20 protein-coding genes, 1 pseudogene and 1 riboswitch are annotated in these 25,236 nt (G+C 72.9%); of the genes and pseudogenes, 11 read left to right on the top strand and 10 right to left on the bottom strand.

Going from position 1 to position 25,236, the window contains the following annotated elements:
• Positions 1-79 precede the first annotated feature (79 nt).
• Entirely contained in the window at positions 80-604 is a 525-nt protein-coding gene (locus E6P78_RS07365; RefSeq protein ID WP_136202695.1) for a DoxX family membrane protein, read from the bottom strand.
• Positions 605-839: 235 nt separating this feature from the next.
• Between E6P78_RS07365 and E6P78_RS07360 the strand changes: the two genes are divergently transcribed.
• Both E6P78_RS07360 and E6P78_RS07355 read left to right on the top strand, forming a co-directional pair.
• A complete protein-coding gene (locus tag E6P78_RS07360; RefSeq protein ID WP_136202694.1) occupies positions 840-2,855 on the top strand; it encodes an NADPH-dependent 2,4-dienoyl-CoA reductase in 2,016 nt (671 codons plus the stop codon).
• A 61-nt stretch (positions 2,856-2,916) separates the two neighbouring features.
• Positions 2,917-3,465: a PadR family transcriptional regulator gene (locus E6P78_RS07355; RefSeq protein WP_136202693.1), complete on the top strand. Its 549-nt coding sequence runs from the start codon at positions 2,917-2,919 to the stop codon at positions 3,463-3,465.
• 20 nt (positions 3,466-3,485) lie between these two features.
• Here E6P78_RS07355 and E6P78_RS07350 read toward each other — a convergent pair whose 3' ends face one another.
• Both E6P78_RS07350 and E6P78_RS07345 read right to left on the bottom strand, forming a co-directional pair.
• The gene (locus E6P78_RS07350; RefSeq protein ID WP_136202692.1) at positions 3,486-4,421 is read right to left on the bottom strand and encodes a hypothetical protein; all 936 of its coding nucleotides are present in this window, start codon (positions 4,419-4,421) and stop codon (positions 3,486-3,488) included.
• Positions 4,418-5,233, bottom strand: a complete 816-nt coding sequence (locus E6P78_RS07345) for a phosphatase PAP2 family protein (protein WP_136202691.1) — start codon at positions 5,231-5,233, stop codon at positions 4,418-4,420. The genes E6P78_RS07350 and E6P78_RS07345 overlap by 4 nt, the downstream gene beginning before the upstream one ends.
• Positions 5,234-5,390: 157 nt before the next feature.
• On the opposite strand from E6P78_RS07345, the gene E6P78_RS07340 reads away from it, so the two are divergent.
• The 4 genes and pseudogenes from E6P78_RS07340 to E6P78_RS07325 all read left to right on the top strand — a co-directional run bounded on the left by E6P78_RS07340 (position 5,391) and on the right by E6P78_RS07325 (position 8,049).
• Positions 5,391-6,020 (top strand): TetR/AcrR family transcriptional regulator, encoded by a 630-nt coding sequence (locus tag E6P78_RS07340; protein WP_136202690.1) that lies wholly within the window; start codon positions 5,391-5,393, stop codon positions 6,018-6,020.
• Between the two features lie 87 nt (positions 6,021-6,107).
• A pseudogene (locus E6P78_RS07335) lies at positions 6,108-6,925 on the top strand (hypothetical protein).
• 72 nt (positions 6,926-6,997) lie between these two features.
• A complete protein-coding gene (locus tag E6P78_RS07330; protein ID WP_136202689.1) occupies positions 6,998-7,504 on the top strand; it encodes an NUDIX domain-containing protein in 507 nt (168 codons plus the stop codon).
• A gap of 50 nt (positions 7,505-7,554) precedes the next feature.
• The gene (locus E6P78_RS07325) at positions 7,555-8,049 is read left to right on the top strand and encodes an FBP domain-containing protein (RefSeq protein ID WP_136202688.1); all 495 of its coding nucleotides are present in this window, start codon (positions 7,555-7,557) and stop codon (positions 8,047-8,049) included.
• Positions 8,050-8,116: 67 nt separating this feature from the next.
• On the opposite strand, the gene E6P78_RS07320 is transcribed toward E6P78_RS07325, so the two are convergent.
• The 6 genes from E6P78_RS07320 to E6P78_RS07295 all read right to left on the bottom strand — a co-directional run bounded on the left by E6P78_RS07320 (position 8,117) and on the right by E6P78_RS07295 (position 17,651).
• Positions 8,117-11,170, bottom strand: coding sequence for a beta-galactosidase (locus E6P78_RS07320; RefSeq protein WP_136202687.1), 3,054 nt, complete (start codon positions 11,168-11,170; stop codon positions 8,117-8,119).
• Between the two features lie 73 nt (positions 11,171-11,243).
• The gene (locus E6P78_RS07315; protein WP_136202686.1) at positions 11,244-13,499 is read right to left on the bottom strand and encodes a DUF4838 domain-containing protein; all 2,256 of its coding nucleotides are present in this window, start codon (positions 13,497-13,499) and stop codon (positions 11,244-11,246) included.
• Positions 13,496-14,521, bottom strand: a complete 1,026-nt coding sequence (locus tag E6P78_RS07310) for an aliphatic sulfonate ABC transporter substrate-binding protein (protein ID WP_136202685.1) — start codon at positions 14,519-14,521, stop codon at positions 13,496-13,498. Before E6P78_RS07310 ends, E6P78_RS07315 begins: the two co-directional genes overlap by 4 nt.
• The gene (locus E6P78_RS07305; protein WP_136202684.1) at positions 14,518-15,300 is read right to left on the bottom strand and encodes an ABC transporter ATP-binding protein; all 783 of its coding nucleotides are present in this window, start codon (positions 15,298-15,300) and stop codon (positions 14,518-14,520) included. The genes E6P78_RS07310 and E6P78_RS07305 overlap by 4 nt, the downstream gene beginning before the upstream one ends.
• 3 nt (positions 15,301-15,303) lie before the next feature.
• On the bottom strand, positions 15,304-16,167 hold the full coding sequence (locus tag E6P78_RS07300) for an ABC transporter permease (protein WP_136202683.1): 864 nt from the start codon (positions 16,165-16,167) through the stop codon (positions 15,304-15,306).
• Complete coding sequence (locus E6P78_RS07295; RefSeq protein ID WP_136202682.1) at positions 16,164-17,651, bottom strand: sulfatase-like hydrolase/transferase; 1,488 nt, start codon at positions 17,649-17,651, stop codon at positions 16,164-16,166. The genes E6P78_RS07300 and E6P78_RS07295 overlap by 4 nt, the downstream gene beginning before the upstream one ends.
• A 203-nt stretch (positions 17,652-17,854) precedes the next feature.
• On the opposite strand from E6P78_RS07295, the gene E6P78_RS07290 reads away from it, so the two are divergent.
• The 4 genes from E6P78_RS07290 (at position 17,855) to E6P78_RS07275 (ending at position 23,301) form a co-directional block, all read left to right on the top strand.
• Complete coding sequence (locus E6P78_RS07290; RefSeq protein ID WP_136202681.1) at positions 17,855-19,105, top strand: ROK family transcriptional regulator; 1,251 nt, start codon at positions 17,855-17,857, stop codon at positions 19,103-19,105.
• Positions 19,102-20,070 (top strand): formylglycine-generating enzyme family protein, encoded by a 969-nt coding sequence (locus E6P78_RS07285; RefSeq protein ID WP_136202680.1) that lies wholly within the window; start codon positions 19,102-19,104, stop codon positions 20,068-20,070. The genes E6P78_RS07290 and E6P78_RS07285 overlap by 4 nt, the downstream gene beginning before the upstream one ends.
• A gap of 56 nt (positions 20,071-20,126) precedes the next feature.
• Positions 20,127-20,221: riboswitch (TPP riboswitch) on the top strand.
• Positions 20,212-21,612 (top strand): cytosine permease, encoded by a 1,401-nt coding sequence (locus tag E6P78_RS07280; protein WP_136202679.1) that lies wholly within the window; start codon positions 20,212-20,214, stop codon positions 21,610-21,612. It overlaps the preceding riboswitch by 10 nt.
• 204 nt (positions 21,613-21,816) lie before the next feature.
• Complete coding sequence (locus tag E6P78_RS07275; RefSeq protein ID WP_136202678.1) at positions 21,817-23,301, top strand: aldehyde dehydrogenase family protein; 1,485 nt, start codon at positions 21,817-21,819, stop codon at positions 23,299-23,301.
• 48 nt (positions 23,302-23,349) lie between these two features.
• On the opposite strand, the gene E6P78_RS07270 is transcribed toward E6P78_RS07275, so the two are convergent.
• Positions 23,350-23,976 carry a TetR/AcrR family transcriptional regulator gene (locus E6P78_RS07270; protein ID WP_136202677.1) on the bottom strand — a complete coding sequence of 209 codons (627 nt, stop codon included), beginning with the start codon at positions 23,974-23,976 and terminating at the stop codon, positions 23,350-23,352.
• 91 nt (positions 23,977-24,067) lie between these two features.
• Between E6P78_RS07270 and E6P78_RS07265 the strand changes: the two genes are divergently transcribed.
• The gene (locus tag E6P78_RS07265) at positions 24,068-25,207 is read left to right on the top strand and encodes an acyl-CoA dehydrogenase family protein (RefSeq protein ID WP_136202676.1); all 1,140 of its coding nucleotides are present in this window, start codon (positions 24,068-24,070) and stop codon (positions 25,205-25,207) included.
• The last annotated feature ends 29 nt before the right edge of the window (positions 25,208-25,236 follow it).

Raw genomic sequence — 25,236 nt, 5'->3', positions numbered from 1 at the left:
GCCGGCGGGTCAGAACTCCTCCGGCTCCGACGACCGCCGTGGCCCGTCCCATGGACCCCGCGTCGGCGCGGCCGGCCGATCAGAACTCCTCCGGCTCCGGGACCTGTGCCTTGGACCGCTTGCCGACCACGGCGGCGGCGGCCACCGCGCTGCCGGCGAAGGCGAGCGCGACCATCCAGGGCTGGTTGAACGCGTGGCCGGTGGCGTGGTCGACGGAGTAGCGGCCGGGGCCGGTCAGGCCGATCGCGGCGGCGGTGAAACCGAGGAACGCCGGGTACTCGTAGCCGCCGCCCTGCGCGAAGAACCCCGCGGGCGCGTGGACGGCCACCGCTCCGGCCATGGCTCCGGCAGCCGCCGCCCCGGCCGCCGGTGTGGCCAGGCCCAGGGCGAGCAGCGCGCCGCCGCCCGCCTCGCCGAGCCCGGCGGCGATGGCGCTGTGCTTCGGCGGATGGAAGCCCATGGCCTCCATGGCGGCGGTGGTGCCCTCGACTCCTCCGCCCCCGAACCAGCCGGCCAACTTCTGGGCGCCGTGCGCGGTGAGGAACGCGCCGGTGCCGACGCGCAGGAGGAGCAGACCGAGGTCGTGACGGTTGACGCTGCCCATGGGGGGTCTCCAGTGGGTTTCGGGGCCCGGCCCGGACGACGGGGGCCCCTGGATGCCGTACGTCACCACTCTCCGTGCCCCGCGCCGCGCGCGGACCGTGTTGTTACGCCGTCCGGGCGGCCCGCACCGGGGCGTGACCCGTGACACAGTGCGACGAACGCCATTGTGCAACTTGTTGCACAATGGCGTTCCGGTGGTCTAGAACTGGGGCGACGCCACAGCGAGGAGCCGCCGCATGAGCCCGTATCCGCATCTGCTGAGCCCGCTCGACCTCGGGTTCACCACCCTTGCGAACAGGGTGCTGATGGGGTCGATGCATGTCGGCCTGGAGGAGGCCGAGAACGGCTTCGAGCGCATGGCGGCCTTCTACGCCGAGCGTGCCCGCGGCGGGGTGGGCCTCATGGTCACCGGCGGCATCGCGCCCAACGAGCGGGGCTGCTCGTTGCCCGGCGGGGCGAAGATGACCACCGAGGCGGAGGCGGCGCGGCACGCCCGGGTGACGTCGTCCGTGCACGCGGCGGGCGGGCGGATCGCCATGCAGATCCTGCACTTCGGCCGCTACGCCCACCATCCGGACCTGGTGGCGCCGAGCGCGGTCCAGGCGCCGATCAGCGCGTTCACCCCGCACGCCCTGACCGACGACGAGGTCGAGGCGACGATCGAGGACTTCGTCACGGCGGCCGTACTGGCGCGGAGCGCGGGGTACGACGGTGTCGAGATCATGGGCTCCGAGGGCTATCTGATCAACGAGTTCATCGCCTCGGCGACCAACCACCGCGAGGACCGCTGGGGCGGCTCGTACGAGAACCGCGTGCGCTTCCCCGTGGAGATCGTGCGCCGGGTCCGTGAGCGGGTCGGCGGCGACTTCATCCTCATCTACCGGCTCTCGATGCTGGACCTGGTGCCCGGCGGCTCGTCCCTGGACGAGGTGGTGCGGCTCGCCCGGGAGATCGAGGCGGCCGGGGCCACCATCATCAACACGGGCATCGGCTGGCACGAGGCCCGCATCCCGACCATCGCCACCTCGGTCCCCCGGGGCGCCTTCACCTGGGTCACCGAGAAGGTGCGCGGCGCCGTCTCCGTACCGCTGGTGACGAGCAACCGCATCAACACCCCTGAGGTCGCCGAGCAGGTCCTCGCGGCGGGCCGCGCGGACATGGTGTCGATGGCCCGGCCGTTCCTGGCCGACCCGGACTTCGTGGCGAAGGCGGGCGAGGGGCGCGCGGACGCGATCAACACCTGCATCGGCTGCAACCAGGCCTGCCTGGACCACGTCTTCAGCGGCCGGGTGACCTCCTGCCTGGTCAATCCGCGCGCCTGCCACGAGACGGAACTCGTCCTGTCGCCGACCCGCACCCGCAAGCGCGTCGCCGTCGTGGGCGCCGGGCCCGCCGGGCTCGCCTGCGCGGTCACGGCGTCCGAGCGCGGTCACGCGGTGACGCTCTTCGACGCGGCCGACGAGATCGGCGGGCAGCTGAACGTGGCCCGCCGGGTGCCCGGCAAGGAGGAGTTCGACGAGACGCTGCGCTACTTCCGCACCCGGCTCGCGGAGGAGGAGGTCGACGTGCGGCTCGGCGCCCCGGTCGGCGCCGGGGACCTAGGAGGGTTCGACGAGATCGTGCTCGCGACCGGGGTCACCCCCCGGACACCGCCGATCCCCGGGGTCGACCACCCCAGCGTCGTCAGCTACCTCGATGTGCTGCGGCACGGGGCGCCGGTCGGTGACCGGGTCGCCCTCGTCGGGGCGGGCGGGATCGGCTTCGACGTGGCGGAGTTCCTGACGGACGGCGGTCAGGCGGCGAGCCTGGACCCGGAGGTGTTCTTCCGGCAGTGGGGCGTCGACACCGAGTACCGGCAACGCGGCGGCCTCGCGGCCCCGGAGCGCCCGAAGACCAACCGCACCGTGCACCTGCTCCAGCGCAAGGCGAGCAAGGTCGGCGCCGGCCTCGGCAGGACGACGGGCTGGATTCACCGCACCGAGCTGCGGCATCGCGGGGTCACCATGACCGCGGGCGTCACCTACGACCGGATCGACGACGAGGGACTGCACATCACGGTCGGCGGCCGGCAGCACCTGCTGCCGGTCGACACGATCGTGCTGTGCGCGGGCCAGGAGCCGCGCCGGGACCTGTACGAGGAACTGCTCGCCGAGGGCAGTACCGCGCATCTGATCGGCGGCGCCGACGTCGCGGCCGAGCTGGACGCCAAGCGCGCGATCCGGCAGGGCACGGAACTCGCCGGCTCGCTCTGACCCGGGCGGCCCCACGGCCGGGCGGCCTGCGACCCGTCCGGCCGTCCTTAGGATGCACCCCATGTCACTGCCGCACGCGATCCTCACCGCCCTGCTCGAAAAGCCCTCCTCGGGCCTTGAGCTGACCCGCAGGTTCGACCGGTCGATCGGCTACTTCTGGTCGGCGACGCACCAGCAGATCTACCGCGAGCTGGGCAAGCTGGAGCAGGCCGGGCAGATCAGGGCGCTGACCCCGGCGCAGCCCGCCCGGGGGCAGAAGAAGGAGTACGAGGTGCTGCCGGCGGGCCGCGAGGCGCTGTCCGCCTGGGTGGCTCGGCAGGAGGACCCCAAGCAGGTACGCGATCCGCTGCTGCTGCGGGTGCGTGCGGCGGCGGTCGTCGGGGCGCCCGGGCTCGACGCGGAGCTGCGCCGCCATCTGGCGCTGCACCGGCGGCAGCTGGCGGAGTACCTGGAGATCGAGGAGCGGGACTTCCCGCCGGGCCGGGACACGCCCGAGGACCGGCTGCGGCATCTGGTGCTGCGCGGCGGCATCGACCTGGAGAACTTCTGGATCGGGTGGCTGACCCGCGCGCTCGCGGACTACCCCGCCCCGGCGCCCGATCCCGGGTAACCCGGAGGCGGCCGGTGCGCTCAGGAGCGGCCCACCCTGATCCTGCGCGGCTGTTCCGGGCGCGAGGCCCGGGGGCTCCTGATGACCACCCTCGACCGGGTCGTGGCCGGGGCCCCGGCCACGGCGGGCACGGGCTGCGCCTGGGCGCGGCTGAGCAGGATCACGCCCCGGACGGCGGCCGCCGTGCCGAGCAGCGCCGGGACGAGTCCGGCCGGTCCGCCCTGGAACCGCTCCCCCAGCAGCGCCAGGCCGATGGCCGCGGCGGCGACCGGGTTGGCGAGGGTGACGACGGCGAGCGGCGCCCCGAGTCCGCCCCGGTAGGCGGTCTGCGAGAGCAGCAGCCCGCCCATCGCGAAGGCGGACACGAGCACGGCGACGACCACCAGGCGCGGGCTGAGCAGTGGGCCGGTGTGGTCGGTGACGGCGACGGTCAGGGTCTGGGTGAGCGCGGAGGCGACGCCGGATGTGATGCCGGAGGCCGCCGCGTGCCGGAGGCCGGGGCGGGCGCCCGGGCGGCTGAGGCCGGCGACGAGGGCCATGGTCCCGGCGCCGACGGCCAGCGCCTCGGCCAGGGTCAGCGTCTCGTGCGGGGCGGTCCCGCCCGTCGTCAGCAGCAGGGCCCCGAGGCCGAGCAGCGTGAGCAGGGTGCCGCGCCACTCGGTGGCGGTGACGCGGCGGCCGGCGGCCCGGGCGCCCAGCGGTACGGCCGCCACCAGGGTGAGCGCGCCGAGCGGCTGGACCAGCGTGAGCGGTCCGTACTTCAGGGCGGCGACATGCAGGAGGGCGCCGCCCGCGTTCAGCCCGACGGCACACCACCAGGCGCCGCGCCCGAGCAGCCGGAGCGTCCCGGTGCCCGGTTCGGTGCGGCCGGCCAGCCGTGCCTGCGCCACCGCGGCCGCCGCGTAGGCGGCGGCGGAGACGAGGGACAGCGCGACGGCGGCCAGGGTGCCGTTCACCGGCGCGCCCCGGAGGAGGCGTAGGGCGTGACGTGTTCCCGCTGCGGAACGACGGACGGCCACGGCAGCGGCGGGCGGACCGGCTCGGCGCGCGGCAGCCGCAGCGCGGCGAACGCCACCGAGAGCAGGGCGGCCACCACGATCGAGTCGAGCCAGTAGTGGTTGGCGGTGCCGACGATGACGAGCAGCGTGATCGCCGGGTGCAGCAGCCACAGCCAGCGCCACCGGGAGCGGGTGGCGACGACGAGGCCGACGCCGACCATGACCGCCCAGCCGAAGTGCAGTGAGGGCATCGCGGCGAACTGGTTCGCCATGGAGTCGGTGGCGGGCGTGGCCCCGTACACCGTCGGTCCGTAGACCTGGCCGGTGTCGATGAGACCGGTGGCGGCGAGGAGGCGCGGCGGGGCGAGCGGGAAGAGCAGGTGCAGGGCGAGCGCGGCGCCGGTGAGCACGGCGAGGATGCGGCGCGACCAGACGTAATGGCGGGGGCGGCGCCAGTACAGCCAGGCGAGGAAGAGCAGCGTGGCCGGGAAGTGCACGGTCGCGTAGTAGGTGTTCGCGAGGTGGATCAGCGTCTCGTCGTGCAGGAGCAGGCGCTGTACGAGGCCCTCGCCGGGCAGGTGCACGGCACGTTCGAAGTCCCAGACGCGGCCGGCGTTGTGGAACGCCTCATCGACGTGACCGTTCGCGGCCTGGCGGCCGAGCTTGTAGATCACGAAGAGTCCTACGACGAGGAGGAGCTCGCGGACTAGGGGTGGTCGGGCAGAGGTGTCCGGCTCCCGATCGGCGGGCCTGTTACCGGCGTACTTCACCCGGTGCCCCTTTGCTGACGAAGCGGTGTGTAGCGGGCGGTTCTCCGCCCTTATCGATACGCCAGTGTACCGATACGCAACCGTATCGGGACACTCGCGTATCGGTACACTGGCGTATCGATGGACCTCGTCGCAGAGTCGCAGAGAGGGAAAGCGCATGCCGTCGCTGGAGACCGAGCAGGAGCACGCCCCCGCGCAGCGCCGCTCGAAGATCACGCCGGAGCGGGCCCAGGAGCTCTACACGGCCGTGCTCGACATGCTGAGGGAGAGCGGCTACGAGTCGCTGACCATGGAGGGGGTCGCCTCCCGGTCCCGCTGCGGCAAGTCCACGCTCTACCGTCAGTGGGGGTCGAAGCCCGAGCTGGTCGTGGCCGCCCTGCACGGCACCCGGCGCGGCACCCTGCGGACGATCGACACCGGCACGCTGGCGGGCGACCTGCTGGAGGCGGCGCGGGCCATAGGCGAGGGATCGGGGCGCGACACGCCCCTGATGCTGGCCCTGAGCCACGCCGCCCTGCACAACCAGGAGCTGCTGTGCGCGCTGCGCGAGTCGCTGATCCTGCCGGAGATGGCGGCGATCGACGCGCTCGTCCGGCGCGGGGTGGAGCGCGGCGAGGTGGCGGCGGACAACCCGGCGACGGAGTTCGTCTCCGCGCAGTTGCTGGGCGTGATGCGGGCCCGCCCGATGCTACAGGGGGCCCATGCGGACGAGACCTTCCTCGTCCGCTTCGTGGAGGGCGCCGTCCTTCCCGCACTCGGCCTGGGCGCTCCGGCGTCCGGGTCCTGACAGACGTGGGCCGTCGCCCCAGCGGATGACGGCGGCCCGCCCGCGCCGCACCGTGGGGACGGGGACGGCGCGCAACCCGAACGGCCGGTGACTTCTCCCGAAGTCACCGGCCGTTCGGGTACCCGGGCAAGCCTTGTCGTCCCCGGGCGGACCCGGCAGGCGCCGGCCGACGTGGCGGCGGCCGTACCGCTCCAGTGGCGGCACTGCCGGGTGGAGCGGGCGGATCTGGACCGGTTCCTGTTCGCACCCGAGGACGTCGTGGTCGTGGCCGGCCAGGACGGTCTGGTCGCCGACGCCGCCAAGTACCTGTCCGGCCAGCCGGTCGTCGGCATCGACACCGACCCGGGCCGCAACCCCGGTGTCCTGGTGCGCCACCGGCCGGCCGACGCGGCGGCCCTCATGCGGGCGGCCGTGGCGCCCGGCGGGCGGGCGGACGACCTGACGATGGTCGAGGCGGTGGCCGACGACACACAGCGACTGCTCGCCCTCAACGAGATCTACCTCGGCCCGCCCGGTCACCAGACGGCCCGCTACCGGCTCGGCCTCGACGCGGCGGACTCCCCCGCCGAGCCGCAGGCCTCCTCCGGCGTCCTGGTCGGGACCGGCACCGGGGCCACCGGCTGGCTGCGCTCCCTGTGGCAGGAGCGCCGCAGCCCCCCCCCGCCCTGCCCGGGCCCGCCGACCCCCGGCTGCTCTGGTTCGTCCGGGATGCCTGGCCGTCGCCGGTGACCGGCACCTCGTTCGTCTCGGGCGAGCTGGGCCGGGGGCAGGGGCTGCGGCTGACCGTGGAGTCCGACCGGGTGGTGGTCTTCGGCGACGGGATGGAGGCGGACGCGCTGGAGCTGACCTGGGGGCAGAGCGTACGGCTCGGCGTGTCGGACACCTCGCTGCGGCTGGCGGTATAGGCGCGGGGGCCGGGCGCCGCCGCCCCATAGGCTCGACGCCCGAACCGGAACGGCCCCCGTCAGGAGAACCGCATGGACACCGAAAGCCCCCTCGTTCCCTCCCGTAACTCCCGTCCGCCGCAGGCGCAGGCGGCGCTGGGTGTCGGCGTGATCGTGCAGGACGCACGGGGCCGGGTGCTGCTCGGCCGGCATCACAGCGGCACCTGGGAGTTGCCCGGGGGCAAGGTCGATCCGCTGCCCGAGTCCGTTGCGGCGGCGGCCGTGCGCGAACTGCGGGAGGAGACCGGGCTGACGGTCGCCGAGGACGAGGTGAGCGTCTTCGCGATGCTGCACGACGCCGTGGCCGGCATCAACCGCGTGACGATGGCCGCCCTGGTGCGCATCGGTTCCGGCACCGCGCGGGTGACCGAACCGCACCTGATCAGCACCTGGGAGTGGACCGCGCTCGACGCGCTGCCGGGGCCGCTGTTCGACCCCTCGGCGCAGATCCTCGCGACCTGGCGCCCGGACCTCGGCGTCCCGCACCCGCCCGTGCACCGCCTCGCCCTCGCGGCCGAGGAGCCCCAGGTGAAGCCCTAAGTGCATTAATCGTTTGCCTAGGGCCCATAGGCAGAGTTAGCTTCGTGGGTATGAAGGCCGTGACCGAGCAGGACATCCGCACATCGTTCGTGAATTGCTCCAAGGGGGAAGCCAAGCGTCTGCCGCTCCCCCGCGATTTCGAGGAGCTGCCCTGGGACGACCTCGACTTCCTGGGCTGGCGGGACCTGTCCGCGCCGGGGCGCAGCTACATCGTCACCGAGCACGAGGGCGAGCTGGCCGGGATCTCGCTGCGCTTCCCGTCCCAGCAGCGCGGGTTCCTCCACCGGAGCATGTGCTCGCTCTGCCTGACCACGCACCCGGGCAGCGGGGTCTCGCTGATGACCGCACGCAAGACAGGACCCGCCGGGCGGGAGGGCAATTCGGTCGGCCTGTACATGTGCACCGACCTGGCCTGCTCGCTGTACGTGCGCGGCAGGAAGGCCGTGGCCTCCGGCGCCCGCTTCAAGGAGTCGCTGACCACCGAGGAGCAGATCGCCCGTACGGTCACCAACCTCTCCGCGTTCGTGACGAAGCTCTTCAGCTGAGCGGGGTCCGGGGGCGGCCGTGCGCGCCCCGGCGGTCCGGGCGGACCTCCGGGGCGCGCACCCTTCGCTACCGCGCGGCGAGGGCCGCGTAGTCCGGTGCCTCGTTCTGCTTTCCGGCGACGCCGCCGAGGACGCTGCCCTGGTTCACCAGCCGCACCGAGTCGGGGCCGACCCCGCTCTGCTCGGCGGTGACCGCCAGCGCGACGGTGTTGTCGCCGTGCGGCTTCAGGAAGCCGGACGGGATGACGAACTCCTGCTGCGGGCCCACGTTGTTGACGTACTGACCGGTGTTCCAGCCGTTGACGAAGATCTGGACGCGGTACTTGCCGGTCCGGCCCCCGGCGTCCTCGATCCGCAGCCCGAGCGCGGTGTCGGCCCCCTTCGGCAGGTCGAGCCGGGCCGTGGTGCGGTACCACCGCACGCCCGGCCGGTCGCTCTTGAGCGAGCCGGTGCGCGCCCACGACGCGTCCGGCGCACCCGGCAGGTGCCAGCCCAGGCGCTCCCCGTACAGACCCCCGTTGTTGTAGAGCCCGCGCGCGGTGTCGGTCGGCTCGTCGCCGCCCTCGGCGCCCTGGATGCGCCACTCGGTCTTCCCGGCGCCGGCGATGTCGACGTCGGCCAGGCCTCGTCCGCCCTTGGACCGGCCGTCGGAGCTCCAGTCCTCGTACTGGCCCATGTTCCGCACCAGGATCGCCAGCACGGCGGGCTTGCCCGGCTCCACCAGGCCCTCGGGGACGGTGTAGGTGGCGCCGCCGTCGCCCTGGGCGCCGAGGTAGTGGCCGTCGAGCCAGACCAGGGCGTGGCCGGCGGTGCCGGTCTTCACCGTGACCTTCACGGTGCTGCCGGCCACGGTGGGCGTGTAGTGGCCCCGGTACCAGGTGTCGCCCTCGTGGAAGCCGTACTCGTCCGTGTCCAGCACGACTCCGGACGCCGCGCCGGGCCCGTGCCGGGTGTTCGCGGCGGTGGTGCGGTCCGCCCTGGTCCACGCCGAGTCGTCGAAGTCCGCCGTGCGCTCGGGGTCGGAGGCGGAGGTGCGCCAGGTGTCCAGGGCGGGCACCGACACCTTCGCCGGGCCGGGCAGCCGGGCGACGAGCGCCCCGGAGGCGTCCCGCTCGGCCCGTACCACCTTGTTGTTCCAGGTCAGGGTCTTCACCCCGGCCGGTGCGAAGACCCTGACCCGGCCGGCCTCGCGGGTGTCACCGGTGAGGTCGAGGCGGGTTCCGCTCACGCGGGCGGTGCGGGCGAGTTCCGGGCCGATGACCAGCGCCTGGCCGCTGCCCGCGTCGAGCTGCCAGATGTCCGCGACACCGTCCCGGTCGCCGATCACGACGGTGAGGTCGCGACCGCCGCCGCCCGAGATGCGTACGGTGCGGCTCCCACCGTGCTGGTAGTTGAGCCGCAGGTCCTTGCGTACCGGGTCCCAGGTGGTCTCCACGGGTGCCCCGGCCACCGTGGTGACCTTCGGCCGCTTCGCGTAGCGCAGGACGGTCTCGCCGTCGGTGCCCTTCGCCCCGTCGAGGACGAGCAGATCGCGTCCGGCGTTCAGCTGGGTGAGGAGCTGGGAGGTGGAGTAGACGAGCCGGTGCGATCCGAAGGCGTAGTCCGCCACGAGGGTGGTGGCGTCCCGGCCGTCCACCGTGATCGCGGTGTCCGGCTTCTGCGGAACCCGGGCATAGCCGCCGTCGCCGGTCAGGTCCAGGGGGAAGGTGACGCGGCTGGTCGTGGTGTCGTTGGAGTCGGGGTGGCGCAGCGTGATGAGCCGCATGCCGTGGCCCGAGACGGAGGTGTCGTCGGCCTGCTCGGTGGACCGGCGCTGCTGGACCCTGACCGGGCCGCCGCCCGTGACGGTGAGGTCGGGGGCGGTGTCGGGCTCCGCGGAGGCGATCGGCTTCACCGCGCTCTGCAGGTAGCCGAATTCCTTCTGGACGGCGAGCTTCGGCGTGATCGCGCGGTTCTCGGAGATCGCCGCCCCGTAGTCGTACGAGGTGAAGCCGGAGCCGGGATCTCCGGTCCAGCCCCAGTTGGTGCCGCCGTACTCCATGTAGGTGTTGGAGAGGGTGGCCCCGTTGGCGAGGTTGTTCACGGCGAACTGGCGGGTGAACGCCTCGTCGGTGAACTTCGCGCACTCGTCGGTCTGGAAGTCGCGGCCCCACGCGGTGAACGCGCCGCCCTGGCCCTCGGCGATGAAGACGGGGGTGGTGGGCGAGTAGCCGCGTACCCGGGTCTCGTAGTCGCTCAGCCTGCCCCGGGCGCCGGCGCAGTCGAAGCCCAGCGGGTAGGTGTCGAAGGCGTACAGGCCGAGCTTGGAACCGCCGGGGCCGCCGGGCACGTTCCAGCCGTGCCCGTTGCCGTAGTCGTTGTGGAACAGCGGGACGGTGATGCCCTGTTGGACGACCGCGCTCTGCAGCTTCTCGATGTAGTCGATGTGCTCGGCTGAGTTGTCGATCTGTTCGTTCTCGACCTGGTAGGCGATGACGCTGCCGCCGCCGTCGGTGATCTGGTGCCGGCCGATGATGCCGTTGACGGCCTTCAGCCACTCCAGGTCGGCCGCCAGGTTCTGCGGATCGGCGGTGCGCTGCTCGCCCGCGTACGTGCTCATGTACGGCGGCAGGCCGCCCATGCTCACTTCGGCGTTGATGTACGGGCCGGGGCGGGCGATGACGTACAGGCCCTCCTGCTCGGCCATGGTCAGGAGCCGGTCGATGTCGCGGACGCCGCTGAAGTCGTAGGAGCCCGGCACCGACGAGTGGTAGCCCCAGAAGAAGTACAGCGAAACGGCGTTGAAGCCCGACGCCTTGAGCTTCTGCAGTACGTCGCGCCACTGGTCGGGGCTGGGCAGCCGCCAGTAGTGGAACTCTCCGGACCAGACGACCAGCCGCTCCCCGTCGATCTTGAGGGACTTCTCGTCCCAGGTGACGGTGTGGGCGCGGTGGTCGTTGCCCGGGTAGCGGTGGGTGGTGGCTTCGGCGGCCGTCGCCCGCCCGGCCTGCGGCGCGGGGTGGGCGGAGACCGGGGACGGGGAGAACAGGGACAGCGCGAGTCCGGTGGCCAGGCCGCCGACGACCGCGCGCCGCCGTAACGGGCGCGGCCGCGTGCGCGGCGGGTGGGGGTGGTGTGTCATGGACGCCCTTTCGCTGGTGTGCTCATGGTGCGGGTCCGTGGGCCGTGGAGCCGGTCGTGGTGCGCCGTGCGGGTCAGCGGATGTCGGCCACCACCTGGGAGGCGACCAGCCGGATGCCGTCGGCGAGGCGGAAGTCCAGCGTGATCGGACGCGTGCCGGCCGCCGCGTCCGGTGCGGCGCTCACGGCGACCCGCTGGACGTCGCCCCGGGTCCCGCGCACCTTCAGCGTGCCGTGGGACGGCTCCACGCGGACGCCCTCCGGTGCGGTGGCCGTCCAGTGCACGGTGTGGCCGGTGAAGTCGGCGTCCTGGGCCTCCACGTCGAGCCGCACCGCTTCGCCGCCCCGCTCCAGCACCAACAGCCCCGGGTCGCCGAAGCCGGCGGCCGGGCTCGCGTAGGTGTCGACGACGTCCTGCCGGATCTTCGCGTCGTCGTACGGTTGCTGGCTCTGCGGCCCGTTCCAGCGCCACCACGCCTGCATGTTGGGCAGGCAGATCCCGTTGAACCGGTTGCGGTGCACCAGCGCGCGGTACTCCCGGCGGGCGGCGTCGAGTTCGGCGCCGGCCGCCGGTGCCAGGCCGATCCGCATGTCGGCGAGCGCGATGTCGGCGTTGCGGGTCAGCCGGTCCAGGACCGTGCGGGGCGCGGCGCCCGTCACCTGCCCGGCCGCCTCCCGCAGTGCCGCACGGGCCTGCCCGTACGCGGTGCTGAGCGCTGCGGCGGCGTGTGTGTCCGGGTCCAGGCGCGTCAGCTCGTAGTAGCGGCGCATGGCGGGCACCGCCCGGTCCCCGAAGCGGGCGTGCAGGTAGCCGTCGAGGAACGCGTCCGCGTCGAGGGAGCCGTCCCAGGCCAGCGCGGCGACCAGGCTCTGCACGTGCTCGTACGTGATCCAGTCGCCGGGTTCGCTGTACATGCCGATCCCGTCGAGACCGAGCCCCGCCTCGAAGGCCACGTCCCCGGCGATGGTGGTCAGCGGGTGCACGGGCAGGCTGCGCCAGCGGTAGCGCCGGTAGTACTCGTACATGGCGAGCGGGCCGCTGTGCGTGGTCCGCCAGGCGCGCAGCGCGTCCGCGAAGGGGACGTTGGCCCCGACGGCCGGGTCACCGATGTGGCCGTCGTAGTTCCGGGAGTAGGCGGCGAAGTCCACGATGACCTCGGGGTCGCTCGCGTGGTCCGCGTCGGGCGGGCGCACCGTGGAGGCGTACGCGATGCGTTCGACCCGGACGCCGGGCAGCTCCTGGCGCAGCACCCGGGCCAGTTCGTTGACCACCACCGACTCGGCGTTGGAGGCGGTGCCGTACCGGTCGAGGACCGGCTTCTGGAAGGCGCCGACGTCCGGGGGCCAGCAGTCGAAGACCGTGATCTCCGGGCGCTCCCGGAGGAAGGCGACGACCTTGCCCACGTAGGCGTCGAGCGCTTCGGGGTTGTAGATGTCGAAGACCGGCCCGCCGGACTCGTAGAACTGCGGGTAGGCGGCCTTCGGCAGGAAGCTGTCGTAGCCGTGGCCGCCGGTCTCGATCCGCAGGCCCCGCTTCCCGGCCTCCCGGGCCAGTACGCCGCGCACCTTGTCGTACGCGGTGACGCCCAGGCCCAGGTAGTCGGTCGGGTAGACGAAGGTGTTGAGCCGGTTCTTGGCCATCCAGTCGAGCAGTGGCGGCAGGCTCGCGGCGGTGTGGCTGAACCCCTCCTCGGCGTACTGCCGCCGCAGCCCGGTGGCGGGCCGGTCGGTATGGCGTACGGCCGGCAGGGCGAGGTCACGGGTGGCGGGTACGTGTTCGTGGTGGCCCTCGTACGCGGGGAAGGCGGGGGCGAAGAAGCGGACGCCGGCCCGTTCCAGGAGGGCGTACACCGCGTACAGCGGGGCGCGGTCGCCGTGGCCCGTCAGCAGGAGGCAGGTGTCGTCGCCGAGCAGGGTGAAGGAGTCCTCGGGGGCGCCGGCGAGTTCGCGTCCGGCGGCGGCGAGGCGGCTCGCGGTGATCCGGCCGCCGCCGGTCCCGGTGTGCAGGGCCACCAGGCCGGTGACGCCCTCGGGTGCGGCGGCCGGGGCGGGGACGGCGCGCAGCGGGAGGCGGACGCCGGTGATCGCGCGGAGGTAGTCGCGCAGTTCGGCGGCGGCGAACCCGGCGCTGCCGCCGCCCCACCACAGGACCGAGGCGCGGGCCCGGCCGCCGGAGGTCACCCGGAGCGGGCCGCCGGCCGCGGCGGCGTCGGTTGCGGTGGTCCCGGCCAGGAGGGCGGCTCCGGCGAGCCCGGCCGCTCCGACGAGGAAGCCGCGCCGTCTCACCCCGCCGGGTGCGGTGGTGGTGTCGATGTGCGGCGAGTCGGTCATGAGCGGTCCGCCTTTCCGGCTGCGGCGTAGAGGTCGCCGAGGTAGTAGTCCTTGGCCTTGCCCGGGTCGGGCAGCTTGCCCATCCGGTGGAAGTTGGCGGCCAGTTCGTCGAACCAGCCGTCGACCGTGCCGTCGCGGGTGAGCTTCGTCAGCTCGTCGGAGGGCAGGATCTTCACGTACTTCGTGGAGCCCTTGAGCTGCCCGGCCGGCAGCTTCAGGAAGTCGGCGGCGACGGTCTCCGACTCCTCGGGGTGTGCGGCGATCCAGTCACCGGCCGACTTGAGGACGCCGGTCACCTTCTTGACGAGCGCGGGGTCGCCGGAGGCGAGCTTCGGCTGGGTGACGAAGACGTTCGGGAAGGTCAGCTTGGGGTAGTAGTCCTCGGTGCGGCTGATCTCCTTGAGGCCGGGCACCTTCTTCTTCATCGTGTCGATCAGCGGGTACCAGGTGGCGGCCGCGTCGACCTGGCCGGAGGAGAACGCCGTGACGACGGTCGAGGCGTCCATGGCGACCTTCGTGATGTCGTCCGGCTTCAGTCCGGCCTCGCTGAGGGCCAGGTTGAGGATCATGTCGCCGGAGGTGCCCTCGGCGACGGCCACCTTCTTGCCCTTGAGGTCGGCGGGCTTCTCGATGCCGGAGCCGGGCCGGGCGATGACCCGGTCGGCGAGGCCCAGCATGTTCACCGAGACGATGGAGGCCCGGCCGGAGGCGGGCAGCCACAGGGCGCCGGGGCCGAGGTAGCCGAAGTCCAGGTTGCCGGTGCCCAGGGCCTGGACCTGGAGGGGCCCGTTGGTGAAGACCTTGAGTTCGGGGGTGACGCCCGCCTTCTTCCACAGCCCCTGCTTCTGGGCGACGGCCAGGGCGACGGAGCCGCTGTAGTCGGCGATGTAGCCGAAACTGACCTTCTGCGGCCCGCCGGCGGCGTCCGAGGAGTCGTCCCCGCAGCCGGCGGCGGTGGAGACGAGCGCCAGGGCGAGGAACAGGCCCGCCGTGCGGCGGCGGACGGCACGGATCGACTTCATGTCACGATTCCTTCGAGCGGGGCGGGCTGGTGGTGCACGGCGTGCCACACCTGGGCGCGCAGTGCGGCGAACTCGGGCGACAGGCGCTGCTCCTCGGTACGCGGGTAGGGCAGCGTGACCGGGATGACGGTGTGGATGCGGCCGGGGCGGGCCGCCATGACGACGACGCGGTTGGCGAGGAAGACCGCCTCGTCCACGTCGTGGGTGATGAACATGACGGTGCGCCGGTCGCGGCCCCAGGTGTCCAGGAGCGATTCCTGCATCCGGACCCGGGTGAGGGAGTCGAGCGCGCCGAAGGGTTCGTCCATCAGGAGGACCTTGGGGTCCACGGCGTAGGCGCGGGCGATGGCGCAGCGCTGTTTCATGCCGCCGGAGAGGGTCTTGGGCAGGGCGTCGGCGAAGTCGGTGAGGCCGACGAGCTCGATGACCTCGCGGGCCCTGCGCCGGCGCTCCTCCTTCTTGACGCCGGCGACCTTCAGCCCGTACTCGACGTTGGCGGCGACGGTCATCCACGGGAAGAGCGCGTACTGCTGGAAGATGACGCCGCGTTCGGGGGCGGGGCCGCTGACGGGGACGCCGTCGACGACGACTTCGCCGTCGGTGGCGTCGAGGAGTCCGGCGGCGATGTTCATGAGGGTGCTCTTGCCGCAGCCGGACGGGCCGACGACGGTGACGAACTCGCCGTCCTCGATGTCCAGGGTGACGTGGTCCAGGGCGAGGAATCCGCCGTCCTTGACCGTGAAGTCCTTCGTCACGTCGTGGAAGTTGATGCTGGGCATGGGTTACCGCCGTTCCTGCCAGTGGGTGAGCCGGCGCTCGGCGAGGAGCAGCAGCCGGTCCATGGCGAGTCCGATCGCGCCGATCGCGATGAGCTGGACGAAGATGGTCGGCAGGTCGTAGTAGAGCTGTGCCTGCTGCATCCGGAAGCCGAGCCCGCCCTGGGCGGCGATGAGTTCGGCGGCGACGACGGTCGCCCAGGAGGCGCCGAGCCCGATCCGCATGCCGACCAGGATGAACGGGGTGGACGCGGGCACGACGACGCCGAGGAAGACCTGCGGGTCGCGGGCGCCGAGGACCCGGGCCGCGTTGACGAGGGTGACGTCGACGGCGACGACGCCCTGGAAGGTGGAGACGACACAGGACAGGAACGAGGCCAGGAAGATCACGAAGATCTTGGGGGTCTCGTCGATGCCCATGAGCACGATGGCGAGCGGGATGATCGCGAGCGGCGGCACCATGCGAAAGAACTGGAGCCAGGGTTCGATCAGTCTGCGGACGACCGGGTACCAGCCCATGACGAATCCGACGGGTATCGCGAAAGCGACGCCGAGGACGTAGCCGATGAGGACGCGCTTCAGGCTGGCGCCCGCGTCCTCGAAGAGCGTGCCGTCGGCGATGAGTTCACCCGCGCGGCGGGCCACGACGACGGGTCCGGGGAAGCCGTTGATGCCGCTGCCGGCGAGGGCGATCCAGGCGAGGAGCCCGAGCGCGGCGGAGGCGAGGGCGAGGAGTACGGAGGTGAGCCGGCCCGTGCCGCGCTTCTTGGTGGTCTTGCCGGGTGGGCGTTGGCGGGCCGGGGGTTCGGTGGCCGGTGGGCCCGGGGGTTTCGTCCGGTGCGGTGCCCGGGTCCTGTCCTGCACGCTCATGCCACTTCCTCCGCGACCCCGTCGACGTCGGCCGCCCGGCCGCCGCCGATGTCGGCCATGTAGCTCATCCAGGTGTAGGCGGGGTCGCCGCGGCGCAGCAGCTCGCGGTAGAGCCGGACGGTGAGGTCGCGGCGGACCTCCGCGTAGGCGGGCGCCTCGTACACGTTGTGCAGTTCGTGCGGGTCGGTCTCCAGGTCGTACAGCTCGTGCACGCTCTCCGGGTTGTGGACCAGCTTGTGGCGCCGGTCGCGGATCATGCGCTGGGAGTACGGGAAGTGGTGGCCGTGGAATTCGGTGACGACCTCGTCGCGGGTGCCGCCGGCCTCCTCGCCGTGCAGCAGCGGGAGCAGGCTGGTGCCGTCGCAGAGTTCGGGGACGGGCGCGCCGGCCAGTTCGAGGATGGTCGGGTTGAGGTCGATGAGGGTGGCGAAGTCGTCGTTGACCTGGGCGGGGGCGCCGGGGACGCGGGCGATGCCGGGGATGTTGTAGATGTCCTCGTACATCGCCGGGCCCTTGTCGTTGAGCCGGTGGGCGCCGGTGAACTCGCCGTGGTCGGCGGTGAAGAAGACCGCCGTGTCGTCCCACAGGCCGTGGCCCTTCAGCGCCTCGGTGATGCGTCCGACCTGGTGGTCGATCATCGTGACGTAGCCCCAGTAGACGGCGATGAGCTTGCGCCAGGCGGCGGCGTCGAAGTCGTCGGAGGACCAGTAGGCGCTGTACTGGCGCTGCACCTCGGGCTTCCCCGCGAAGGTCTCCGCCATGGACGCGGGCAGGGGTACGTCGTCGGGGTCGTAGAGGTCGTAGTAGTGGTCGGGGATCAGGTAGGGCAGATGCGGGCCGTACCAGTGGCAGGAGAGCATGAACGGCTTGCCGGTCGCCTTCCAGTCGGCGGCGTAGCGGTCCAGCAGGCCGAGTGTGCGGTCGGTGAGGAAGGCCTCGATGGTGGCTTCGGCGGGCTGCTGGAGCCGGCCGGCGATGAGGTGGCCGCGTCCGGTGCCGTTGGCGGCGGTCCCGAAGACGGCTTCGCGCACCGCGAAGGGCGGGAAGCCGTTGTCGTCGAGCCACTTCTCGTACGAGGGGTGGTGTACGGGGTTGAGGGCGCCGGGCAGGTGCTCGCCGTCCAGGCCGTAGAACTCGGGGCCGCGCTCGCGGCCGATGTGCCATTTGCCGACGTGGCCGACCGCGTAACCCTGGTCCGTCAACTGACGCCAGAGCATGGGGCTTTCGTCGGAGAGTTCGTCCTTGCTGCCGCCGTTGCGCTCGGGGTTGTTGAGCATGCCGTGGCGGAACGGGTGGAGGCCGGTGGCCAGGGAGGCGCGGGCCGGGGTGCAGATGGCGGTCGGGGTGTAGAAGCGGTCAAAACGGGTCCCCTCGGCCGCCAGGGCGTCCAGGGCGGGGGTGTCGACGAGCGGGTTGCCGTAACAGCCCAGGGTGTCGGTCCGGTGCTGGTCGGTCATCAGGAACAGGACGTTGCGCGGAGCCACTCGGGCCGCCCTTTCGGTGGTCGCTCATGGTGGTGACGGGCGCCGGCCGGGGCGCGTTGCGGGGTGCTCGACGCGTTCCGGCTCCGGCGATTGACGGGAACTGTAGGGAGGCCCACTTTTTTACGTCAACCCTCGGGAATAAAGATTGTGTGAATTCGTCCGGTGCATTGACAGAAACCCCTTGACCGATCGACCATGCGTCCATGACCGAACGCACCGATGCCCTCCAACGCCTGCGCAGAGCCAATGAAGCCGCCGTACTGGGCGAGCTGCGCAGGTCGGGGGCGCTGAGCCGGGGCGAGCTGAAGGACCGGGTCGGGCTGTCCCGTACGACCCTGTTCGCGATCGTGTCCGACCTGCTGGAACGCAACACGGTGGTCGAGCAGCCGGCCCCCGACGCCGGGCAGCCGAGGGGACGCGGCCGGCCGGCCCTGGAGATCTCGCTCAACTCGCGCGGCGCCGAACTGATCGGCATCGACCTCCAGCGCCACCACATCCATGTGGTCGTGGCCAACTGCGCCCACGAGATCGTCGGCCGCTACAGCGCCCCGGTGCCGGCGGACAGCCAGGCCGCCGAGCGTGCCGCCCAGGCGATCCGCGCGGTGGAGGAGCTGGTGCGGCGCGAGAACATCAGCCTCGCCCCGGTGCAGGGCATCGGCCTGGGCCTTCCCGGCCTCGTCCAGAACCCGGCCTCCGCCGACCGGCACACGATGACCCCGTTCGCCGGGCACGTCGCCGCCGAACTCGGCCGGCACTTCGGCGCACCGGTGCTCACCGACAACAACTCCCGGCTGGCCGCCCTCGCCGAGGTCACCTGGGGCGCCGCGCGCGGCTTCGACAACGCCGTGTATCTGCGCTGGTCCCAGGGTGTCGGTGGCGGACTCGTCGTCAACGGCTCGCTGGTGCACGGCGCGCACGGCGCGGCCGGCGAGATCGGGCACACCAGCTGCGATCCCGAGGGAAAGCCCTGCCACTGCGGCGGCCGGGGCTGTCTGGAGGGCCTCATCTCCGTCCCGGCCCTGCTCGCCGCCTGCGCCGACCGGGGGGTGAGCGCCCGGGACGCCGAGGAGCTGATCGGCCTCGCCGCCGAGGGCCGGCCGGAGGTGGCCGACGTGCTCCGCGGCGCGGCCGTCACCGCCGGGCGGGTGCTCGCCGCGCTCGCCGCCCAGGTCGATCCGGAGTGCGTCGTCGTCTACGGGGAGCCTGCGGCCCTCGACGACCTCGTCCTCACCCCGATCCGGGAGCAGATCGCGGCGCTCTCCCTGCCCTCCGCCCCCCGCTCCATCGAGGTGCGCGGCTCCACCCTCGGCGGCGAGGCGGCCGCTCTCGGCGGCGTGGCGCTGCTGCTGCGCACCACGGGCCAGGACCTGGCGGAACTCCTCGACCGCCCCGCCTCCGCCCCGGCGGGCGGCCACGGCCGGGACGCCGCGCACGACGAGGGGACCTCCCGATGAGCGCCTGCTGCGGGCCGGGCCGCGAGAGCGCCGCCACCGCCGTCACCACCGCTCCCCCGGCCGACTTCACCGTGCCCGTCCGCAGTACCGCCGATCTCCTGCGGGGCACGGTCGCCGTGCCCGGGGGGCCGTTCCTGATGGGCGGCGCCGACGAGGACGCGTTCCCCGCCGACGGGGAGGGGCCGGTCCGGGAGGTGGTCCTCGCCCCGTTCCGGATCGACGCCACCTGTGTGACCAACGCCGGGTTCGCGAGCTTCGTCAAGGCCACCGGCTACCGCACCGAGGCCGAACTCATCGGCTGGTCCTACGTCTTCGGCCCGTTCGTCCCCCACGAGGCGCGGCACGCCGTGCTCCCAGGGACCGTGCCCGGGGCGCCCTGGTGGAGAGCGGTGGAGGGAGCCGGCTGGCGGGCGCCCGAGGGGCCCGGCACCTCGATCGGGGACCGCCGGGACCATCCGGTGGTCCATGTGTCGTGGCACGACGCCTCGGCCTACGCCCGCTGGGCCGGCAAGCGGCTGCCCACCGAGGCCGAATGGGAGAAGGCGGCCCGCGGCGGACTCGCCCGCGCCCGCTTCCCGTGGGGCGACGAGCTGACCCCGAACGGCCGGCACCGCTGCAACATCTGGCAGGGCGACTTCCCGGTCCGCAACACCCGGGAGAACGGCTACGCCGGCACCGCCCCCGTCAAGGCCTACGCCCCCAACGGCTACGGGCTGTACAACGTCTCGGGCAACGTGTGGGAGTGGTGCGCCGACCGGTTCAGCGCCGACTGGCACGTCCCGGACCGCCCGGAGACCCGCATCGACCCCGTCGGACCGCCGGACGGCGCCGGCCGGGTGCTGCGCGGCGGTTCGCACCTGTGCCACCGCTCGTACTGCAACCGCTACCGGGTCGCCGCCCGCACCTCCAACACTCCCGACAGCACCACAGGTCACGGCGGGTTCCGCTGCGCGCTCTCGCTCTGAGCGCCCGCCCGGCCCCCCGCCTCGACCCGGACATCCGTCCGGCTATCCTGGCCGCCACACCGGACACGGGGTGCCCCGCGCAGGGGCTGAGATCACACCCGTCGAACCTGAACCAGTTAGCACTGGCGGAGGGATGTCTTCATGTCATTGCCGCATGCCCAGGACGAGCGCGCCGCCGTGGAGCCGAGGCCCGCATTCGGCGGGCGCATGCCCACCGCCCCCGGCGATCTGCGCATCGAGGCGCACGGGATAGCCCCGGTCCCCGAGGACCGCCGCTACGGTGGCCCCGGCCGCCTGTTCACCGTCTGGTTCGCGCCCAACCTGACCATGACGGGCGTCTTCACCGGCACCGTGGGCATCGCGCTGGGCCTGGACTTCGCGACGGCGCTCACCGCGGTCGTGCTCGGCACCCTCGTCGGGGCCGCGCCCACCGCGTATCTGGGCACCTGGGGCAGTCGGACCGGGTCCGGGCAACTGCCGCTCGCACGGCTGGCGTTCGGCCCGGGTGTGGTCCTGCCGGGCGCGTTGCAGTGGCTGTCGTCCATCGCCTGGGACGCGCTGATCGGCCTGTTCGGCGGCGACGCGCTGGCCCAGTTGTGCGGCTGGCCGTTCTGGCTGGGGGTGCTGGTCATGATGGCCGCCCAGGGCGCGCTCGGCGTGCTGGGCTACGAGGTGATCCACCGCCTTCAGACCGTGATGACCTTCGTGCTCGCCGCCGCGTTCGCCGTGCTCTCCACGAAGCTCCTCAGCGGCGTCCACCCCGTCACCACCGGCTCGGTCCACGGCGCCGACCGGGCCGGCGCGTTCGTCCTTACCTGCACGATCGCCCTGAGCCTGGCGCTGTCCTGGGCCCCGTACGCCAGCGACTTCAGCCGCTACCTGCCGCGCGAGACGTCCCGGCCGCGCATGTGCTGGTGCACCCTGGGCGGGATCAGTGCCTCCTTCGTGACGGTCCAGACGCTCGGGCTGTGGGGTGCCTCGGTCTTCACCGACCAGACCGCGCGCGGCGTCGACACCCTGCTGGGCGGGGGTGCCCTCGGAGCGTTCGGGCTGCTCGCGGTGGCGCTGGCCGCGCTGTGCAGCAACGCGATGAACGACTACAGCGGCTCGCTGGCCCTGCAGACCATGGGGGTGCGCCTGCCGCGCCCGGTCGCCGCGGCCCTCGCCGCCGCCCTCGGCTTCCCGCTGGTGCTGTGGATGCACGCGGCCGACACGACGGCCCGCTTCCAGAACGTGCTGCTCCTCGTCGGCTACTGGATTCCCGGCTTCGTGGCGATCGTGGCCGTCGACTGGCTGGTCCGGGCCAGGGCCCGCCGCGGCGCCCCCGTGGACCTGGTGGCCGAGCACGCCCGCCCGCGCCCGTGGTGGCCGTCGCTCGCCGCGTTCGCCGTGGCCTTCGCCGCGGCGGTGCCGTTCATGAGCACCGGCCTGTACGTGGGCCCGGTGGCCGAGGCGTTGCACGGGGCGGACCTCGCGTACGGGGTGGCGTTCCTCGTGGCCCTCGCGGTCTACGCCCCGCTGCGGCTGCGGCTGCGCCGCTGACCGCTCGCCGCGGGGTGCCCGGACCGCCGGTCCAGGGCCGGTGCGGTGCCGAACGAAGAGCGCGCCCTGCCCGGGCTTGACCGGGTCGGGGCCGCCTGGAGGTGCGGCGACTACGGGCGGTGTCAGCGGTATTGACCCCGATGAAACACTTCAATAGTTTCAGTATCTTCGACTCACACGGTACTCCCCTGGAATGGAGCCCCGATGACCGACGATGCCGCGACCTTCACCACGCGCTCCCCCGCAACCGGCGAGCAGATCGCCGAACACCCGGTGGACGGGCCGGAAGAGGTTTCCCGCGCCCTCACCCGGGCCCGGACCGCCCAGGCCGGTTGGGCGGCGCTGCCGGCGTCGCGGCGCCGCGACCACCTGCTGCGCTGGAAGAAGGCCCTCGCCACCGATCTGGAGCCGGTGGCCCGGACCATCACCGAAGAGACCGGCAAACCGGCCGGCGACGCCGCGCTGGAGGTCGTACTCACGCTGGAACACCTGGCCTGGGCCGCCCGCAACGCGGAGCGCGTGCTGCGCCGGCGGAAGGTGGGCACCGGGCTGTTCACCGTCCACCAGCGGGCCTCGCTGGTGCACCGGCCGCTCGGCGTGGTCGGCGTGATCGGCCCCTGGAACTACCCCCTGTACACCCCGATGGGCTCCATCGGTTACGCCCTGGCGGCGGGCAACGCCGTCGTCTTCAAGCCGTCCGAACTGACCCCGGCCACCGGGCTCCTGCCGGCCGAACTCTTCGACGCCGCCGTACCCGAGTACGCCGGGCTGCTCACCACCGTCACCGGGCCCGCGTCCACCGGGGACGCCCTCGCCAGGTCCGGGGTCGACAAGCTGGCGTTCACCGGTTCGCCGGGGACGGCCCGCGAGGTGATGGCGGTGTGCGCCGAGACACTGACACCGTTCCTCGCCGAGTGCGGCGGGAAGGACGCGGTGATCGTGACGGCGGACGCCGACCTGGACGCCGCCGCCGACGCCATCGTCTGGGGTGCGCTGAGCAACGCGGGCCAGACCTGCGCGGGCGTGGAACGCGTGTACGCGGTGCGCGAGATCCACGCACCCCTGTGCGAACGGGTGGTCGAGCGGGCCGGGAAGCTGCGCCCCGGCGCCGAGGCGGAAGCCGCCTACGGACCGATGACGCTGCCGGGCCAGGTCGCGATCGTGGAGGGGCATGTGACCGGGGCGGTCGCGGCGGGTGCGCGGGCTCTCCTCGGCGGGCCCGAGTCGGTGCGCGCCCCGTACGTCGCGCCGGTCGTGCTGACCGGGGTGCCGGAGGACGCGGCGGCGATGACCGAGGAGACCTTCGGGCCGGTCGTGGCGATCAACGCGGTGGCCGGCGTGGACGAGGCGGTGGAGCGGGCCAACGCCTCCCGTTACGCGCTCGGCGCCGCGGTGTTCTGCCGCGGCGGGCGCGCCGGGGCGGCGATCGCGGCGCGGCTGCGCGCGGGGGCGGTGTCGGTGAACTCGGTGCTGGGCTTCGCGGCGGTGCCCGCGCTGCCGTTCGGCGGTGCGCAGGAATCCGGATTCGGGCGGATTCACGGCGAGGAAGGACTGCGCGCCTTCACCTCCGTGCAGTCGATGACGGTGCAGCGGTTCGCTCCGCCGATCGCGCTGACCTCCTTCGAGGTGCCGGCCGCCACGCGGGAGCGCGCGATCCGGATGGCCCGGGCGCTGCACCGGCGCCGCTGAACGGCCGGGGTGGGCCCGGCGGGAGGGCCGCCGGGGGCGGCCGGCCCGTCAGGCGTTCAGCAGCGGGGCCAGGTAGCGGCGGGCGAAGGCCCTGGCCTGCTCCTCGTCGTCCATCTCGATGCAACTGGCGGGATTGAGCAGGAAGGACACGGCCACCCGCACCATGAGTTCGGCGACCGGCCGCGGGTCCTCGTCGGGGCGGCCCTCGGCCTGCTGGGCGCGGCGCAGATGGCCCGTCAGGTAGGCGACGGTGGCGGAGAGCGTGGAGCCGCCCTGCACGGTCATGTACGGGAGCACCACTTCGGGCTCCAGGCGCAGCAGCCCGCCGAAGAGCGGGTGGGCGCGGGTGTGGCGGAGGGCGACCACGAAGCCCTCGACGACTCGCTCCTCCATGGTGGGCAGCGCGGCCACCGCCGCGTCCAGCCGCTGGAAGAAGCGGCCGTGTTCACGCAGCAGGGTGGCCATGACCAGGTTGTCCTTGGTCTGGAAGCGCCGGAAGACGGTGACCCGGGAGACTCCGGCCCGCTTGGCGACGTCGTCCACGGAGGAGCGGCGCAGGCCCAGCAGGGTGAACTGCTCCAGCGCGGCGTCGAGAATCCGCCGCGCCGTCGGGTCCTCCGTCTCCGACTCGGCGAGGGCCCTGGTGAGCGCCGAGTCGTTCGTGTCAGTTCTCATGCCGCTCACGATACCGGCGAACCCCCTCCCGATGAGCCAATGAAACGCCTACCATCTCTTAGTAACACGCTTCCGACCCCAGGAGGACCTGATGGGCAGTCGCCTCACCGAGGAACAGGCCGGTTTCGTCGCGGCCATCCGCGATTTCGCCAAGCGGGAGTGCGCCACCCGGGAGCAGCGCGACGCGCTGACCGCCGCCGGCCGCGAGGCCCACAACCCCGAGCTGTACGGGAGGCTCGCCGAGCTGGGCTGGCTGGGGGTGTGCCTGCCCGAGGAGTACGGAGGCGCCGGGGGCGGGCTGGCCGACGCCTGTCTGTTCCTGGAGGAGACCTCGTACGGGATGGTCCCGGCCGGGGGCTTCATCACCACCGTCATCGCCGCGAAGGCGTACGAGAAGTTCGGCGCCGAGGAGCGGCGGCGGCAGGTGCTGTCCGGGGTCGTGCGCGGTGACGTGCTGTCCATCGCCATGTCTGAGCCGGGGGCCGGGTCGGACGTCGGCGCGCTGCGCTGCCGGGCCCGGCAGGATGCGGACGGCACGTGGGTGATCGACGGCCAGAAGACCTGGATCTCCAACGCGCACTGCGCCGAGCACATCCTGCTGGTGGCCCGCACCGGCGAGGACAAGCACGGCGGTCTGACCATGTTCCATCTGCCCGCCCGCACCCCGGGCGTGGAGATCCGGCCCATCGACACCATGGGCGGCCGTGAGGTCAACGACGTCTTCCTCACCGGCGTGCGGCTGCCCGCGGACGCGGTCGTCGGGCAGGTGGGCGACGGCTGGCGGCAGCTGATGGCCGGGCTGAACTACGAGCGGCTCTTCCTGGCGTCGAACATGCTGGGCCTGGCGCGCCGCGCCTTCGACGACACGGTCGGCCATGTGCGCGAACGGGAGCAGTTCGGCCGGCCCGTCGGCTCCTTCCAGGCGTTGCGGCACCGGATCGCCGACCTGGCCACCGAGATCGAGTGCGCCCGGCTACTGGTGCGGGAGGTGGCTCTGGACTGCGACGCGCAGCCGGACAAGCTGTTTCCGCGCGAGGCGTCGATGGCCAAGCTGAAGGTGACCGAGACCGCCAAGCGGGCCGCCCTGGAAGGCATGCAGATGATGGGCGGCTACGGCTACACCACGGAGTTCGACATGGAACGCCATCTGCGGGCCGCGGTGGTCTCCACGGTCTACGGCGGGACCAGCGAGATCCAGCGGGACGTCATCGGCAAGACGTACGGCCTCTGAGACGGCCGGGGCGGGGCGGCCGCGGTGAA

This window comes from Streptomyces sp. A0958, assembly GCF_004795035.1.
In the GTDB taxonomy this organism is placed as follows: Bacteria; Actinomycetota; Actinomycetes; order Streptomycetales; family Streptomycetaceae; genus Streptomyces.
This window is presented reverse-complemented; position numbering and strand designations above follow the sequence as displayed.